Source organism: Chitinimonas naiadis, from assembly GCF_054780835.1.
The window spans coordinates 696,639-711,450 of the sequence record NZ_BAAGVO010000005.1 but is presented as its reverse complement, the minus strand read 5'-3'; the positions used below and the strand labels follow the sequence as shown (position 1 = coordinate 711,450).

Annotated in this window: 14 protein-coding genes and 1 tRNA gene; 2 read left to right on the top strand and 13 right to left on the bottom strand. The window is 61.3% G+C overall.

Translation table 11 applies throughout. From position 1 onward, the window contains the following. Positions 1 to 156: 156 nt before the first annotated feature. The 10 genes from ACYVHK_RS19235 to rplU all read right to left on the bottom strand — a co-directional run bounded on the left by ACYVHK_RS19235 (position 157) and on the right by rplU (position 9,594). Positions 157 to 1,311 carry a THUMP domain-containing class I SAM-dependent RNA methyltransferase gene (locus tag ACYVHK_RS19235; protein WP_460535432.1) on the bottom strand — a complete coding sequence of 385 codons (1,155 nt, stop codon included), beginning with the start codon at positions 1,309 to 1,311 and terminating at the stop codon, positions 157 to 159. Continuing rightward, positions 1,308 to 1,685, bottom strand: a complete 378-nt coding sequence (locus ACYVHK_RS19230; RefSeq protein ID WP_460535430.1) for an MmcQ/YjbR family DNA-binding protein — start codon at positions 1,683 to 1,685, stop codon at positions 1,308 to 1,310. Before ACYVHK_RS19230 ends, ACYVHK_RS19235 begins: the two co-directional genes overlap by 4 nt. A 56-nt stretch (positions 1,686 to 1,741) precedes the next feature. Next, the gene (locus tag ACYVHK_RS19225; protein WP_460535428.1) at positions 1,742 to 4,555 is read right to left on the bottom strand and encodes an ATP-binding protein; all 2,814 of its coding nucleotides are present in this window, start codon (positions 4,553 to 4,555) and stop codon (positions 1,742 to 1,744) included. 54 nt (positions 4,556 to 4,609) lie between these two features. After that, positions 4,610 to 5,257: a hypothetical protein gene (locus ACYVHK_RS19220; RefSeq protein ID WP_460535426.1), complete on the bottom strand. Its 648-nt coding sequence runs from the start codon at positions 5,255 to 5,257 to the stop codon at positions 4,610 to 4,612. Between the two features lie 14 nt (positions 5,258 to 5,271). Further along, entirely contained in the window at positions 5,272 to 6,531 is a 1,260-nt protein-coding gene (locus ACYVHK_RS19215; protein ID WP_460535424.1) for a hypothetical protein, read from the bottom strand. After that, entirely contained in the window at positions 6,528 to 7,283 is a 756-nt protein-coding gene (locus ACYVHK_RS19210; protein ID WP_460535422.1) for a tRNA(His) guanylyltransferase Thg1 family protein, read from the bottom strand. The genes ACYVHK_RS19215 and ACYVHK_RS19210 overlap by 4 nt, the downstream gene beginning before the upstream one ends. Continuing rightward, complete coding sequence (locus tag ACYVHK_RS19205) at positions 7,283 to 7,720, bottom strand: AAA family ATPase (RefSeq protein WP_460535419.1); 438 nt, start codon at positions 7,718 to 7,720, stop codon at positions 7,283 to 7,285. The genes ACYVHK_RS19210 and ACYVHK_RS19205 overlap by 1 nt, the downstream gene beginning before the upstream one ends. 7 nt (positions 7,721 to 7,727) lie before the next feature. Further along, positions 7,728 to 8,852, bottom strand: coding sequence for an Obg family GTPase (gene obgE / locus ACYVHK_RS19200; RefSeq protein ID WP_460535417.1), 1,125 nt, complete (start codon positions 8,850 to 8,852; stop codon positions 7,728 to 7,730). A gap of 141 nt (positions 8,853 to 8,993) precedes the next feature. Then, complete coding sequence (gene rpmA, locus ACYVHK_RS19195) at positions 8,994 to 9,266, bottom strand: bL27 family ribosomal protein (RefSeq protein WP_460535415.1); 273 nt, start codon at positions 9,264 to 9,266, stop codon at positions 8,994 to 8,996. A gap of 16 nt (positions 9,267 to 9,282) precedes the next feature. Then, on the bottom strand, positions 9,283 to 9,594 hold the full coding sequence (rplU, locus tag ACYVHK_RS19190) for a large ribosomal subunit protein bL21 (protein ID WP_460535413.1): 312 nt from the start codon (positions 9,592 to 9,594) through the stop codon (positions 9,283 to 9,285). A 213-nt stretch (positions 9,595 to 9,807) separates the two neighbouring features. Between rplU and ACYVHK_RS19185 the strand changes: the two genes are divergently transcribed. Further along, on the top strand, positions 9,808 to 10,776 hold the full coding sequence (locus ACYVHK_RS19185; RefSeq protein WP_460535410.1) for an isoprenoid biosynthesis enzyme family protein: 969 nt from the start codon (positions 9,808 to 9,810) through the stop codon (positions 10,774 to 10,776). A 75-nt stretch (positions 10,777 to 10,851) separates the two neighbouring features. Continuing rightward, a tRNA-Pro gene (locus ACYVHK_RS19180) sits at positions 10,852 to 10,928 on the top strand. A gap of 199 nt (positions 10,929 to 11,127) precedes the next feature. On the opposite strand, the gene gabD is transcribed toward ACYVHK_RS19180, so the two are convergent. From gabD to ACYVHK_RS19165, 3 genes are all read right to left on the bottom strand, one after another. Continuing rightward, positions 11,128 to 12,582: an NAD-dependent succinate-semialdehyde dehydrogenase gene (gene gabD / locus ACYVHK_RS19175; RefSeq protein ID WP_460535408.1), complete on the bottom strand. Its 1,455-nt coding sequence runs from the start codon at positions 12,580 to 12,582 to the stop codon at positions 11,128 to 11,130. A 90-nt stretch (positions 12,583 to 12,672) separates the two neighbouring features. After that, positions 12,673 to 13,941 carry a PLP-dependent aminotransferase family protein gene (locus tag ACYVHK_RS19170; protein ID WP_460535406.1) on the bottom strand — a complete coding sequence of 423 codons (1,269 nt, stop codon included), beginning with the start codon at positions 13,939 to 13,941 and terminating at the stop codon, positions 12,673 to 12,675. Positions 13,942 to 14,110: 169 nt separating this feature from the next. Next, positions 14,111 to 14,710 (bottom strand): hypothetical protein, encoded by a 600-nt coding sequence (locus ACYVHK_RS19165; RefSeq protein WP_460535404.1) that lies wholly within the window; start codon positions 14,708 to 14,710, stop codon positions 14,111 to 14,113. Positions 14,711 to 14,812 lie beyond the last annotated feature (102 nt).

The window sequence follows — 14,812 nt, the reverse complement described above, 5'->3', positions numbered from 1 at the left end:
GCTCCGCGCTGACTACCTACAGCGGCGATTGAAATCAGCGCAGAAAACCCCAAAAAACCCAAAACCCCATGCAAAACGCCCCGCAAGCGGGGCGTTTCATTGGTGCTCTGCCTTGCCTGACACATATCTATATATGTCGACTGGCGGAGCAGGTGCTTATTCCGGTTTGCGGTTGCTGCCCGGAACCATGCGATATTCGAACAAGCGGCACTCCAGCGGGCCGTTGAACAGCACCGTCCGCTTGCTGGCGGAAAGGCGGATCAGCTTGGCCAGGCGCAGGTCGGCCGTGAAGTAATAGGCGCGCCAACCCGCAAAGCGCTGCTTGAGCGCATGGCCCAGCATCGGGTACAGCGCATCCAGCCAGGTTTGTTCTTCGAGACGGATGCCGTATGGGGGGTTGCAGATCAGTACACCGCTATCTGCCGGCGCGCTACGCTCAAGCGCGTCCGCTTCTTCCAGCACGATGCAGTCCTGCAAACCGGCTTCGGCGATATTCGCCCGGGCAGCGAGCAACACGTCCGGCGTATCGTCACTGCCATAGATGGCAAGCGCCGTTGCCGGCAGCTCCGCCGCAATCGCGGCTTGCTTGTGCCCTTCCCATTGCGGCGCATCAAATTGCTTGAAACGCTCGAAGGCAAAATGCCGCTTCAGGCCAGGTGCAATATTGCGCGCCATCATGGCGGCTTCGATCACGATCGTGCCGCTGCCACACATCGGGTCCAGCAATGCTTCGCCAGGCTGCCAGCCACTCAGGCGTACGATGCCTGCCGCCAGATTCTCCCGCAGCGGGGCATCACCGGTGGCGCGACGATAGCCACGCTTGAACAAGGCTTCACCGCTGGTGTCCAGATAGAGGGTCTGCTGACGCTCGGTCAGAAAGACATGAATGCGGATATCCGGATTGGCGGTATCGACACTGGGCCGGGCATCGCAATGGGCGCGGAAGCTGTCACAAACGGCGTCCTTCACCTTGAGGGCGATGAAGTCGAGACTGCGCAGCTTGCTGCCCACGCCGGTCACCGCCACCTTAATGGTGCGCTCGACATCGAACAGCGACGGCCATTCGATCGCGCGAGCCGCCTTATAGATATCGTCCTCGCTGCGATAGGGCTTCTCAACCAGGCGCCAGAGAATACGGCTGGCGATACGACTATATAGATTGGCGCGCAGCATCAGGTCCCAGTCACCGCTGAACGCCACGCCACCATCGGTCGGTGCCAGCTGTTGGGCGCCGAGGCTCTTCAGCTCGTCGGCCAGGACGGACTCCAGGCCGCGCGGGCAGGGAGCGAAATAGTGGAAAACTTGTTTCATGCGGTCGATCCTGGAAAAGGGTTCAGCGATGGCAAAGCATCGCGCTGCTTCTTGGGCAGCTTGGCGCGCACCAGTGAATAGGACTGGTGCAGGAGTTCGGTCAATCGTGCTTCGGGCAGGACGCCCGGGTGATCCAGCCGCACCCAATGGTGTCTTGCCAGATAAGGGGCTGGCGTAATACCGGGCTGATCGGTCAATTCAAGGAAACGTTCCGGATCCACCTTGAGCGACAAGCCGGTCGATTGGGCAAGGTTGCTGCACATGACGCAGAACATCTTGCCGCCTACCGAGTAAACCAGGTCGACCTGCCACTTCACGTCGACCGTTGCACCGGGCAAGCCGGCACAGAAGGCCTGTACTGCTTCATGATCCACGGCAGACACTCCCGGTTAAGGCGGCGCGACGCGGTTCGTCGTCCGCATGCAAGGATTCAACGGCTACGGTTCACGTCCAGGCGGCGACGAGTCTGGGTAATGACTGGCGCCCAGCGCTCGCTGGGGCGCTTCTTGTAAGTACACAGCGTCAGTTCGCTCGGCGCGAAGGCATTCAGGTTATGTGTCAGCGGCGTAGTGATCAGATACTGAGCCTGCGTCGCCTTCAGGAATGCCCCCACCTTGTCGATGTTCAGCACATCCAGGTGAGCGAACGGCTCATCGATAAAGACAAAGCCGGACGGGTTGGTCTCATCCATCATCAGGCCGATCAGCAGGATCAGCGACTTCATCACCTGCTGGCCACCCGACGCTTCACCATCGTTGAGCCCCATCAGACCCTTCTGGTCAAAGTCGAAACGAACGGTCAAGCCAGCCTGGCTCAAGGCGGCATCGTCGTTGTCCAGGTGCGGCTGATCCACCTCGACCGAGATGCCGGACAGCTCACCCAAACGCCGGATATTGACACTATAGGCACGGACCGTTGCGCGCAGCTTATTGATATAGGCGCCGCGTGCGTCGTCGGTCAGTTCGCGGGCGCGCTCCACTTCGCGGCCTCGGCTCAAGGTCTCGCCAGACAGCGCATCGAAGTCCTGCAGGATTTTCTCCCGCAGCTCCAGCACGCTGACGTCACGCTCCCAGTCGCCACTTTCGATGCGTTCACGTTGGCGATGGATCTCATGCCTGACCGCCTGCACCGAGCCCCATTCTTCCTTCAGCGACGGCAACGCCGACTTGCTGATGCCAGTCGCTTCCAGCTCTGCGCTCAGTTGACGAGCTTCCTCAATCTGGCGGGTCTGCTCGGCCTGGCGGATTTCCACCTGGCTCAAGAGATCGCGCACCTGCCGCGCCAGCTGGTCGCGGCTATCACGGACCCGTTGCTCACCCAGGCGCGCATCCATGGCGCGCTTGCGGGTGCTTTCCTGTTCGGCCTGCTTGCTGGCGAGTTCGCCGCCAAGGCGCTGCGCCTCGGCACGCAGTCCCGGCAGGGACTGCTCGGCGGCATCGAACTCTTCCTGTCGGGCAGCCAATTGCTGCACGGCATCCATGCCGGCCAGCTGCAACTGCAGGCTGGCTATCTGCCGACCCAGTTCGACCGCCTCGCCCTCCCAGTCCAGCACCTGCTGGTTGATATCGAACAGGCGGCGGCTGACTTCATCCAGCCGCGACTTGCGCGCAGCCTCACCAAAGGCATGATCGCGGACATCCACGCCGATAAAGCGCGCACCGCGTCGTTCCTTGTGAAAACCCTCCCGGGTGATCCAGTCACCCTGCACCTGGGCACCGGCTTCCACTGACTTGACCCGCTGTACATTGTTCAGCTGCCGCGTCAGCCAGGCAGGTGCGTCGGCCTTGAGCGAGAGGATTTCCAGTACCGATCCTGGCACCGCCTTGGGCACGGCCTCGCAATCGGGCACGATAAAGTGCCGATACTGCAGACGCTGGCCGATCTTGAACGCGGCCTGCTTGTCCGACTCGCGATTGAGCAGCACCAGGTGCCGGTACGGTGCCAGCAAGGCCTCGACGGCGGTCTGCCAACTGTTGTCGCTGACCTCTACGATATCGGTCAGCAACTGGTGGCTGATGCCCGCCTCGTCCAGCGCCGCACGCATCTCGCGAACAAAGCGCTCAGCCGGCTGACGGCCTTGCTGTAAGGCAAACTGCAGTTCGGATAGTTGCTGGCGCTCTTCCTTCGCTGCTTTGGCCTTGCCATCCAGCTCGCCCTTCCGGCCGCGCAGACGGCCAAGCTTGTCGGCGAGCTCCACCGAGTCCGCGCCGGATTCCGACTCGGCCAGGGCCTTGAGCTTATCGCGCTGGTTCAGCACTTTCTCGGCATCGCGGGCATCGGCGCCCACGCGCTGGAACGGGTCCCACAAAGCCTTGTAGTCCGCTTCCGCGCTCGCCTCTGCCGCCTGCGCGTCGGCCAGTTCGGCCTCCAGGCGACGTGCTTCGGCATCGCTGCTGGCCAGTTCGTCCTCACGTGCTTTCAGCGCACGACGCACACCCTTGTACTGGTGGATATAACCCCACATCGAATCCCAGGACTCCAGATAGCGCAGGCCCGGCAGCACCATCTTCTCAAGCTGCTCGACCTCCTGCTGCAAACCCTGCCATTCGAGGAAACGATTGGCCCGACCCTTCATCTGCTCGACCTTGGCACCAAGGCCATCGAGCTGCCGTGTCAATTCAGCCAGCTCATGCTCGGCCTCTTTCTGCTCGACCTTGGCTTCCTGATAGTTATCCAGCACCTGCTTGTCGCCAAAGACCTGGAACACCAGGTCCAGCAGCGCCTTCGGGCTGTATTCGCATAGCTTGTCGGTATCGCCCTGCTCCAGCGCCAGCACCTCGGCGATGGCGCGCGTCAGGCCGGCTTTTTCCAGATCCAGCTTGTATTCACGGACACCGCGCCAATCGAGATTGCCTTCGGTATCGGGGTCCAGTTCCACTTCGCCCGCCGCGATCGCATATTGCCGCAGCCAGTCACCGCCCTGCTTCTTGACCCGGCAGAACAGCGTCACCTTGTCGCTGGTGATGGGAAAGAAGGGATAGGGAAACAGGTCGCCATTCTCACGGCGCGGATTGTCCACCACGCCGCGCAACCAGGCGGTCGGCTCTGTGTTGTTACGCACATAGCGCTTGTAATCACGACGGCCGGAGCACGGCAGCGCCAGCAAGGTGCGCAGCGCATCCAGCAAGGTGGTCTTGCCCGAGCCATTGGGGCCGACGATGGTGACGATCTGGGCGTCCAGCGGGATTTCTATGCTCTGCCAGAAATCCCAGTGGCGCATTTCGAGTTTGCGGAATTGAAACATCGTGACTCGTTATCTTGTAAGCCCGCATCCAGAGGACGCGCAGCAGGGATTCAATCAAGCCGTGGCGGCATCGCTGGAACGTTGCTTCAGCACTTCACCCAGCGCACCTTCGATAATGCGTGGTGCGAGGCTGGCGTAGTCGAGCATCAGGTCCAGCAGCGGGCCTTCGGCAATCACCTTGTTGCGACGCTCGATAAACCCCAGCCGGGCCAGCTGGCCCAGGTTGGCGTTCATACGGGTCTTGCCGCCGAGCTTCTCGCGGAAGTCGGCATAGAGCGCGTCCTCCGGAATACCGACCGAGACTTCCTCCCCCTGCAGCAAGGGCTTCTCGGCGCCGAACATATCGGTCTGGCCTTCCAGGTCCTTTTCGGTCCGGGCAATCTGCCGCTCCCGCTTGGGCAGAATGATGCGCGCCCAGAGCACGACCAAGAGTGCGATCGCATCGCGCGGCAGGCCCATATTGTTGGACAGCCAGGTATCGCCGTCGCCGAATACGAAGGCGTTCATGTCCTCCGCCAGCGCGACCGCCAGGAATTCGGCGTAAGGATTCTCAAGCAATACCAGGCCAACCTCGGCCAGCCGGTGGTCAAGCGAGCGGCGGAAGTCTTCATCGATCAGCGCGCGACGCGCCAGCGGATCATTGCGCGGAATGAAGCGATGGGCGATCAAGCGGGCGCAGAGGATAGACAGGGCGTTATCCATGGTTTTTGTCCGGTTCAGGAAGGGCGCAGCTCGCCGCGCGAGATGCTGGCCACTTCAGGGTGGTCGACTTCTTCGACCTCGGCACTGGCCCTTAGGCGCAGCGGCAGTTTGACGATATCGCCGACGATGCTGGCATCAAGCTCGGCATCGGTATCCCCCACCAGGGACAGCAGCGACAGGCGGTAGGCGGTTTCGGTATAGGTATCGGCCAGGGCCACGGAACGGATATCGGTCGCATCGCCCAAACCGGCCAGCAAGGCGTGCAGTGCTTCGGCATGGAACAGGCGCTCCGCCTCGGGCGCGCCGACATTCGGTGCGGCCTGCTTGTCCGGCAAGCCGGAGTCGAGCACGGTCTGGCGCTCACGCTCCAGCAGTTCGAATTCGGTGATGTCGAGCAGCTCGGCACCAGTGACCAGCGAAGGCTGCGGCGGAAAACGCAACATGCCTGTCGCCAAGCCGGCCAGATGCGCCTGGCTGGCGGTACGCAGCCATTCGCCAATATCGCTGGAGGTCAGGCCGGACTGGCCCAGGTGGACGCGTTGTGCCTGCAGCTGGTTGAGGCGGCGCTGGAAGCTGCCGGTCAGCCGCAGCAGTCGCGACTGCGCCATGGCGATGGCCTGGGCCTGATCCAGCGTACGGCGCGACAGGGTCTCGTCGGACAGCAGGGTATGCATGACCTCGGTCCCCTTCTGTACCCAGCGGAACACCGCTTCGAGGCGGGTCTGGGCCTTGCGGATCTGGTACTCGGATTGCGACTCGAGCGCATCCTCGAAGGCACGATGCAGCTCGTTGAGCCGGGCCAGCAGATGCTGCAGGGTCTCGTTGGAGATGCGGCCCAGCTGCTGTTGGCCGGCGGCCTGTGCTGTCAGGTAGCCCAGTTCGGCGTCGTCATCGGCAAACGCCAGCAGGGTGGAGAGCGCTGCCAGCGCTACCCGGCCCGTCTCGGCAATCTGGTACAGGCCTTCATCGCCATCCCACAGCAAGAGGCCGTTCTGGCGCAAGCGCGTCAGCACCGTATCGAGCTTGACCGGGTTCACATAGGCAAAGTGCGCTTGCAACTGCTGCGGCGACCAGCGCGGCTCCTGGCCGCGACTGCCGATCTCGCGCAGCACCAGCAAACGCACCAGCACCTGCTCCTCGTTGCCATGGAACAAAGTAATGAAGGCGCCCAACAGGTCACGGGCACGCAGCAGTTCCGCCAGCGGCGGTAAATCAAGCGGGGCGATGCCCTCGGCGAAGAAATCGTTGAGCGAAGACTCGGAATGGATACTCAAGCCAGCATTCCCAAAATGAAGTCCCGGTATTGCTCACGCATCGGCAGCTCATGATCAACCGTAAGTTGTCGGCGCGATGTCACTGTGGGAATACCGTCCTTAAGGTTGAAACCTTGTTTCTCGACCTGCTTCCAATAGACACCAACGCCACGCTTTTGCCAGGACGGCAGATCATTGAAATTGACGCCGTGCTGAAATAGCAGTTCGTTCTTCTCAGCGACATTCAAACGTGCAAGGCGCTTTGCCGCAGCGTCCGGCGCCATATCCTGCTTACGCAGCGTCCAGTAACAGTGTGCGTTCAGCGCATTTCTGGCGGCATCCTCATTTCGCCAAGCGAAATAGTCTGCCACCAACGCAGCCGAAGGAAGCTGGCAAATACGGCTATCAAATGCCGCCATACCGCCAAGTTGCAAGCTGAAACAAGCGCTCGCCTCGCCCGACAGAATGGAATTCCACTTACGCTCTTTTCGATTGAACGCATTCTCGTCCAGCTGAAACAGCAAGGAAATCTCGTCGCTCTGCGTATATCCGTAAACGACACTGAAGCCACATTGCATCAGATGCTGGACGGTCCCCACCATCATGTCCCGGAAACGGACGTCATAGGGGGCATCAAAGCGATGAGTTTCCTTGGTCAGCTTGGTAAAGGAGCGGCCGTCGATACGGGCCACGATATACACGCCTGGCAGCACGCAGACGTCATGCGCCGTTTCGAACACCCGCATGCGCGCATCAAGATCATCAAAACGCATTACGCGAACTCCTCCACCAGGAAGCCACCGTCTTGGGACCTGACAAGAAACAATGCTTCAAAGCCTTCATCCAGTGAAGGCCGCTCCAATCGGGCAAAGAAGTGCTTCAGGCCGACTTCGGGCACGCATTCGCTCCCCACCCTGGCGGCATTACGTGCCTGGCATTGCTCATAGGGCAGATCGAAGAAATATCCGTGAACCACATAGCCGGCCGACTTAAGCGCGGCTATGTAACGCGCCCTGTCCGCCTTAGAGGGGTTGGTATTGTCGATAACGACAGGCTGCTTGGCTTCGATGCACGCCGAGAACAGCAGCCCCTCCCGGTGGCGGGTACGCAGCATGTCCAGATTCAATCGCATATGACTGTTAAACAGCCGCTCTCTGCAATAGCTGGATTTGCCACTGGCCTGCGGGCCGATCAACACGACGGCATGCATGAAGAAATCAGGACTTGGTCGGATCGTACGGCTCGTGCAGGGCCTCGGCCTCGGTCGGGGCTGCTTCGACCCGTTGCGGGCGGGTGGCTTCGAGGTAGTCCATCACCGCCCAGGTCAGCTGCTGGGTACCTTCGCCGGTCAGGCCGGAGATGGTGAACACCCGCTTGGCCTGTGGGTCCAGTGGCGCCAACGGGTCGTAATCCGCCTTCGGCCAGCCAAAGCCTTCCAGAAAAGCGTCGATGCGTGCCTGGCGCTCTTCTTCCGGCACCATGTCGAGCTTGTTCAGCACCAGCCAGCGCGGCTTGTTGTAGAGCTCTTCATCGTACTTGCGCAGTTCCTCGACGATGGCCTTCGCCTCGCGGACCGGGTCGGTCTCTTCGCTGAACGGTGCCAGATCGACGATATGCAGCAGGATGCCGGTACGGGACAGATGCTTGAGGAAGCGATGACCCAGGCCAGCCCCCTCGGCCGCGCCTTCGATCAGACCGGGAATATCGGCGATCACGAAGCTGCGGTTATGGTCGATACGCACGACACCGAGGTTCGGGGCCAGCGTGGTGAAGGGGTAGTCTGCCACCTTGGGACGCGCGGCCGACACCGAGCGGATGAAGGTCGACTTGCCCGCATTGGGCATGCCCAGGAGGCCGATATCGGCCAGTACCTTCAGCTCCAGCTTCAACTCGCGCTGCTCGCCTTCTTCACCATGGGTGAATTTGCGCGGCGCGCGGTTGGTCGACGTCTTGAAATGCAGGTTGCCGAGGCCGCCCTTGCCGCCCTTGGCGATCATAACCTGCTGGCCATCGTGCATCAGGTCGGCCACCAGTTCACCGGTGACATTGTCGACGATGACGGTACCGACCGGCATGCGCAGGAAAATGTCGTCCGCACCCTTGCCGTAGCAGTCGGCGCCACGGCCGTTCTCACCGTGCTGGGCACGGTACTGCTTCACGAAACGGTAGTCGACCAGGGTGTTGATATCCTTGTCGGCCACAGCCCAGATACAGCCCCCCTTACCACCGTCGCCACCGTCAGGGCCGCCGCGCGGTACGAATTTCTCCCGACGCATACTGGCCGAGCCGTTTCCACCTTTGCCGCCGATTACTTCAATGCGGGCTTCGTCGATGAATTTCATGGGCAGGCAATTCCTGAATGGATAAAGGGGGCTGCAATGGATCCGGCAGCGCAGTGCGGAAACGAAAAAGCCCTATCTGCGAGATAGGGCTTCAATTTTAAGCGAAACGCCCGATGAAAGGCGCTTCGCTTACCGGCAGGCTTAAGCCTCAGCGCCGGTGTAGGGCAGGACCACAACGGTCTTGCGCTTGAGCGCGCCCTTGACAACAAACTTCACGTAGCCGTCGACCTTGGCGAACAAGGTGTGATCCTTGCCCATGCCGACGTTGTCACCAGCGTGGAAGCGGGTGCCACGTTGACGGATGATGATCGAGCCCGCAGGGATCAATTCACCACCGTAAACCTTGGTGCCCAGTCGTTTCGATTCTGAGTCGCGGCCGTTGCGCGAACTACCGCCAGCTTTTTTATGTGCCATGTTTCAGACTCCTTGCTTACTTGACGATGGCGTCGATGCGAATTTCAGTGAAATTCTGACGATGACCTTGGCGCTTCTGGTAGTGCTTACGGCGACGCATCTTGAAGATACGGACCTTTTCGCCACGACCATGGGCAACAACCGTCGCCTTAACCGTTGCGCCGGCAACCAGAGGGGTGCCAACCGAAACCGCTTCACCGTCCACCACCATCAGCACTTCTTCAAGCACGATTTGGGCGTCGATGTCGGCGGTAATCTGTTCTACTTTAAGTTTTTCGCCGATGGCAACTTTATACTGCTTGCCACCAGTTTTTATGACCGCGTACATGACTGGGCTCCTAATAGATTACTCCCTCGCTACACGCAGGGAGCCGCGCAATATACGGAAGTCCATGAATTTGGTCAACATTTTCCACCGGCAGGGCGACGCGTGGCGTATCAGCAATCATGCATGTATCTTCGTTACAGTGCCTAGAAACCCCTCGCGCTCGGCTATAATTGCGCCGTTTTGAATCTGTCAGCCCATCGGCGCAAGGCCACAGTGTCTATCGAATTCGTCAAATCCGTCGTCGCCAGCGATATGCAGGCGGTGGATCAAATCATCCGCGAACGCCTGCACTCTGAGGTCGTACTGGTCCGCCAGGTAGCGGAGTACATCATTTCCTCCGGCGGCAAGCGCCTGCGTCCGGTCCTGACCCTGCTGTCGGCTGGTGCACTGGGCTACCAAGGCAAGCACCACCAGGAACTGGCCGCCGTGGTCGAGTTCATCCATACCGCCACCCTGCTGCACGACGACGTGGTCGACGAGTCCAGCCTGCGCCGCGGCCGTGATACGGCCAACGCGCTGTTCGGCAACGCCGCCAGCGTGCTGGTTGGCGACTTCCTGTACTCGCGCGCCTTCCAGATGATGGTCGGCGTGAACGATATGCGCATCATGCAGGTCCTGGCCGATGCAACCAATATCATCGCCGAAGGTGAAGTCCTGCAGTTGATGAACATCGGTGACGCCGAGCTCGACGAAGCCGCCTATCTCAAGGTGATCCGCTACAAGACAGCCAAGCTGTTCGAGGCGGCAGCCCGCCTGGGCGCCCTGCTCGCCAAATCCGACTCCGCCGTCGAATCGGCCATGGCCGACTATGGCATGCACCTGGGCACCGCCTTCCAGATCGTCGACGACGTACTCGACTACTCGGGGGATGCCGGCGAGATCGGCAAGAACCTGGGCGACGACCTGGCCGAGGGCAAATGCACGCTGCCGCTGATCCACACCATGCGGCTCGGCACGCCCGAGCAGGCCGATGTCGTGCGGCAAGCGATCATCCACGCCCAGCGCGACAGCTTCCCTGCCGTGCTCGCCGCCGTACAGGCCAGCGGCGCGCTGGATGCCGCGATGACCGCAGCCCGGGCCGAAGCAGCGCTCGCACTGCAAGCCGTGGCCCACCTGCCGGACAATGCCCACAGCCAGGCGCTGCGTGCCCTGGCCGAGTTTGCGGTGGAACGTAACAGTTGATCATGGCTCGCACGATTGGTGAGCGAGAGGGGCTTTACAGCCTTTCACGGACTCGCCATAATGCGCGACTCATTTCGGGGTGTAGCTTAGCCTGGTAGAGCGCTACGTTCGGGACGTAGAGGCCGGAGGTTCGAATCCTCTCACCCCGACCAGATAAGTAAAAAGCCGACGCTTGCGTCGGCTTTTTGCATTCCCTCCCTCCCATTTGCTCACCGCCTGGCTCGTCCCCCTTTTGTTCAGGGCTTCGATGGGCAAAAAAAATCCCGCCGGTCCATGACCAATAGCGGGAAGAGGAGGAGGAAATTGTTCGCACCCAACTTTAGTGCGATTGCTTTAATCGTAGCGTCAAATTCATATTCCTGCAAGACAAAGGTACTTGATTTCCAAGTAGTCTTCGATTCCGTGGCGTGAACCTTCGCGACCCAGACCAGACTGTTTTACGCCACCGAACGGGGCTACTTCGGTCGAAATCAGGCCGGCATTGACGCCCACCATGCCGTACTCCAGCCCTTCCGCCACACGCCAGACCCGGCCCAGGTCACGGGAGTAGAAGTAAGCCGCCAGGCCGAATTCGGTGTCATTGGCTCGTTCGATCACCTCTTGTTCAGTCTCGAACTTGAAGAGCGGCGCCAGTGGACCAAACGTCTCCTCGCGCGCCACCTTCATCTCCCGCGTGACCCCGCTGACGATGGTGGGCTCGAAGAAGCTCTGGCCCAGCGCGTGACGCTTACCGCCCGTCAGGACCTTGCCACCCTTGGCGACGGCGTCGGCGATATGCTCCTCGACCTTTTCCACCGCCTTCATGTCGATCAGCGGGCCCTGGGTCACGCCGGGCTCCATGCCGTTGCCGACCTTGAGCTTGCCCACGGCCACCGCCAGTTTCTCGGCAAAGGCCTCGTACACACCAGCCTGCACATAGAGCCGGTTGGCACAGACGCAGGTCTGGCCGGCATTGCGGTACTTGGAGGCGATCGCCCCTTCCACGGCGGCATCGAGATCGGCGTCATCGAATACGATGAACGGCGCATTGCCCCCCAATTCCAGCGACACTTTCTTGATCGTCGGCGCGCAGGCAGCCATCAGCTCGCGGCCGATCTCGGTCGAGCCGGTAAAGCTCAGCTTGCGTACGATGGGGTTGGCGGTCAGTTCGCCGCCGATGGCCTTGGCCGAGCCGGTGACCACGCTGAACACGCCAGCCGGAATGCCAGCGCGGTGCGCCAGTTCCGCCATGGCCAGGGCAGACAGCGGCGTCTGGCTGGCAGGCTTGATCACCATGGGGCAACCAGCCGCCAGCGCCGGCGCGGCCTTGCGGGTGATCATGGCGGAAGGGAAGTTCCACGGCGTCACCGCCGCTGTCACGCCGATGGGCTGCTTGATCGCCATCAGCCGTTTGTCTGACCAGGGCGAGGGGATGGTTTCGCCATAGACGCGCTTGGCTTCCTCGGCAAACCATTCGAAGAAGGCGGCCGAATAGGCGATCTCGCCCTTGGCCTCTGTCAGCGGCTTGCCTTGCTCGGCGGTGAGGATGGTCCCCAGGTCGTCCTGGTTGGCGATCATCAGATCGAACAATTTGCGCAGGATGGTCGAGCGCTCCTTGGCGGTCTTGGCACGCCAGGCCGGCCAGGCGCGTTCGGCCGCCTCGATGGCGCGGCGGGTCTCCGCCTCGCCCATCTTGGGTACATGGGCAATGATCTCGCCGGTAGCCGGGTTGTTGACGGCGATCTTCTCGCCACTATCGGCATCCAGCCACTGACCATCGATATAGCATTGCTGCCTGAGCAGGCTCGGGTCTTTCAGATTCAGCATCGTGTACTCCAACAGTAGAGACAAATGGCAGGAAGGCCCGCCGCCAACCTTGGTTTGCGCGCGGGCCCTCCCTGTCCGGCTTAGGGGCTATCAGGCCTTGATCGCGGCATCCAGGATGTCCAGCGCCTCGGCAAATACAGCGTCTTCGATCGTCAGCGGTGCGAGGAAACGGATCACGTTCGAATAGACGCCGCAGGTCAGGAGGATCAGGCCGCGCTTGAGCGCCTCCACCTGTACCTTCTTGGCGAAGTCGGCATCCGGCTCCTGCGTGCCGGCCTTGTTGAACTCGACCGCCACCATGAAGCCCAACCCACGCACATCGGCGATCTGCGGGACCGACGACTTCAGGCTATTGAGCTTCTCCTTGAGCGCGGCGCCCAGACGATCAGCCCGCTCGCTCAGCTTTTCTTCCTTGATCACGTCCAGCACAGCCAGCGCGGCGGCCACGGCCATGGGGCTGCCGGCGTAGGTACCGCCCAGGCCGCCGGGTGCTGCGGCATCCATCACCTCGGCACGGCCGGTCAGGGCCGATAGCGGGAAGCCGCCAGCCAGGCTCTTGGCCATGGTCATCAGGTCCGCCTTGACGCTGTGATGTTCCATCGCGAAGGTCTTGCCGGTACGGGCAAAGCCGGTCTGGATTTCATCGGCGATCAGGAGGATGCCGTGCTCGTCACAGATCTTGCGCAGCTCGACCATGAACTCGGCGGGTGCCACGTAGAAGCCACCTTCGCCTTGTACCGGTTCGAGAATGATGGCCGCGACCCGCTTGGGATCGACATCGGCCTTGAACAGCGTATGCAACGCCTTGATCGAATCGGCCACGCTCACCCCGTGCATGGGGATGGGGAACGGTGCGTGGAAGACATCGGCCGGCATGGGGCCAAAACCGATCTTGTAGGGGTTGACCTTGCCGGTCAGCGCCATACCCATCATGGTGCGGCCGTGGAAGGCGCCCGAGAAGGCGATCACGCCACTGCGGCCCGTCGCGGCACGGGCGACCTTCACCGCATTCTCGACGGCCTCGGCACCCGTGGTGAAGAACGCCGTCTTCTTCGGGCCGGCGATCGGCACGATTTCGTTCAGCGCCTCGGCCAGGCGGACATAGCCCTCGTAAGGCACGACCTGGTAGCAGGTGTGGCTGAAGGCATCGAGCTGCGACTTCACCGCAGCGGTAATCTTGGGATGACGATGCCCGGTGTTCAGGACGGCGATACCGGCAGCGAAATCGATAAAGCGGCGGCCTTCGATATCCCAGACCAGGCTGTTCTCGGCGCGCTCAACAAAAAAGTCTCCCAGCACACCGACGCCACGAGGCGTGGCAGCAAGACGGCGGGCATGGAGATCGGCATTCTTGGACATGATGGAATCCTTGGGAATCAAAGGTGGCTCAGCGCGAATTTAATCACAGGCGGTGAATAAATTCACCACTAACGATGAATTTATTCATCGCTGCAGCGCAGCATCAAATCGCTGATTCACAACAATAAGGGCAGCCGTGGCTGCCCTTGGTTCCCTGCCTTTCGGCGACTTACTGTGCCGGTTTGGCTGCCGCTTCGGCCGCTTTGGCCTCGGCCGCCTTCTGGATCTTGCAAGCTGCATCCGACGGTGCGACCTGCCTGGCGAAGTCGTCTGCGCTGTAGTTATCGTTCTGATACTTGATGCGCCCCTGCTTCACCCGGATCTTGGTATGACCCGTGAATGCAATCGCCTCACCACTCCCCTTGCAGGTCGCATCCATGATGTAAGGGCCGGTGGCATTGCCGCTGAATTTCCAGTCGTACTCGACCGTGTCACCCTTGATCTTGGCCGGGCCGGTCATCTCCCAGCGCGCATTGGGGAAGGATGCCAGGAAGGCCTTGACCACGTTGTCGCGCGCGACCATGGCGCCATACTGCGGCGTACCGACGGTGGAATCCAGGTACTCGACTTCATAGTCAAAATAGGACGCAGCCTGGTTGGCGGCGGCCACGACGTCGGCATCGGCCACATTGGCCTTGCCGGCGTTGCTGCTCCAGGCAGCCATATAGGCTTCGACCACCGCCAGTGGCTTGGCGGGCGGCTTGGCTGCGGCGCTGGACAGACTGCATGCGGCCAAGGCCGAGAGGACTGCAAGGGTACGCAACTGCATGGCTATCTCCCTGGGTTGTCGGGGTGGCATCCACCCCGGGGCAAACCCCCTGCCCGGCTCGCAGGCGTACAGCCACCCTGCACGCCAGGTCAGACCAGGCGC

Excerpts from the sequence above, each read along its gene's own strand:
- ACYVHK_RS19235 (WP_460535432.1), bottom strand. The coding sequence starts at position 1,311 with ATGAAACAAGTTTTCCACTATTTCGCTCCCTGCCCGCGCGGCCTGGAG.
- ACYVHK_RS19225 (WP_460535428.1), bottom strand. The coding sequence starts at position 4,555 with ATGTTTCAATTCCGCAAACTCGAAATGCGCCACTGGGATTTCTGGCAG.
- ACYVHK_RS19220 (WP_460535426.1), bottom strand. The coding sequence starts at position 5,257 with ATGGATAACGCCCTGTCTATCCTCTGCGCCCGCTTGATCGCCCATCGC.
- ACYVHK_RS19210 (WP_460535422.1), bottom strand. The coding sequence starts at position 7,283 with ATGCGTTTTGATGATCTTGATGCGCGCATGCGGGTGTTCGAAACGGCG.
- ACYVHK_RS19205 (WP_460535419.1), bottom strand. The coding sequence starts at position 7,720 with ATGCATGCCGTCGTGTTGATCGGCCCGCAGGCCAGTGGCAAATCCAGC.
- obgE (WP_460535417.1), bottom strand. The coding sequence starts at position 8,852 with ATGAAATTCATCGACGAAGCCCGCATTGAAGTAATCGGCGGCAAAGGT.
- rpmA (WP_460535415.1), bottom strand. The coding sequence starts at position 9,266 with ATGGCACATAAAAAAGCTGGCGGTAGTTCGCGCAACGGCCGCGACTCA.
- rplU (WP_460535413.1), bottom strand. The coding sequence starts at position 9,594 with ATGTACGCGGTCATAAAAACTGGTGGCAAGCAGTATAAAGTTGCCATC.
- gabD (WP_460535408.1), bottom strand. The coding sequence starts at position 12,582 with ATGCTGAATCTGAAAGACCCGAGCCTGCTCAGGCAGCAATGCTATATC.
- ACYVHK_RS19170 (WP_460535406.1), bottom strand. The coding sequence starts at position 13,941 with ATGTCCAAGAATGCCGATCTCCATGCCCGCCGTCTTGCTGCCACGCCT.
- ACYVHK_RS19165 (WP_460535404.1), bottom strand. The coding sequence starts at position 14,710 with ATGCAGTTGCGTACCCTTGCAGTCCTCTCGGCCTTGGCCGCATGCAGT.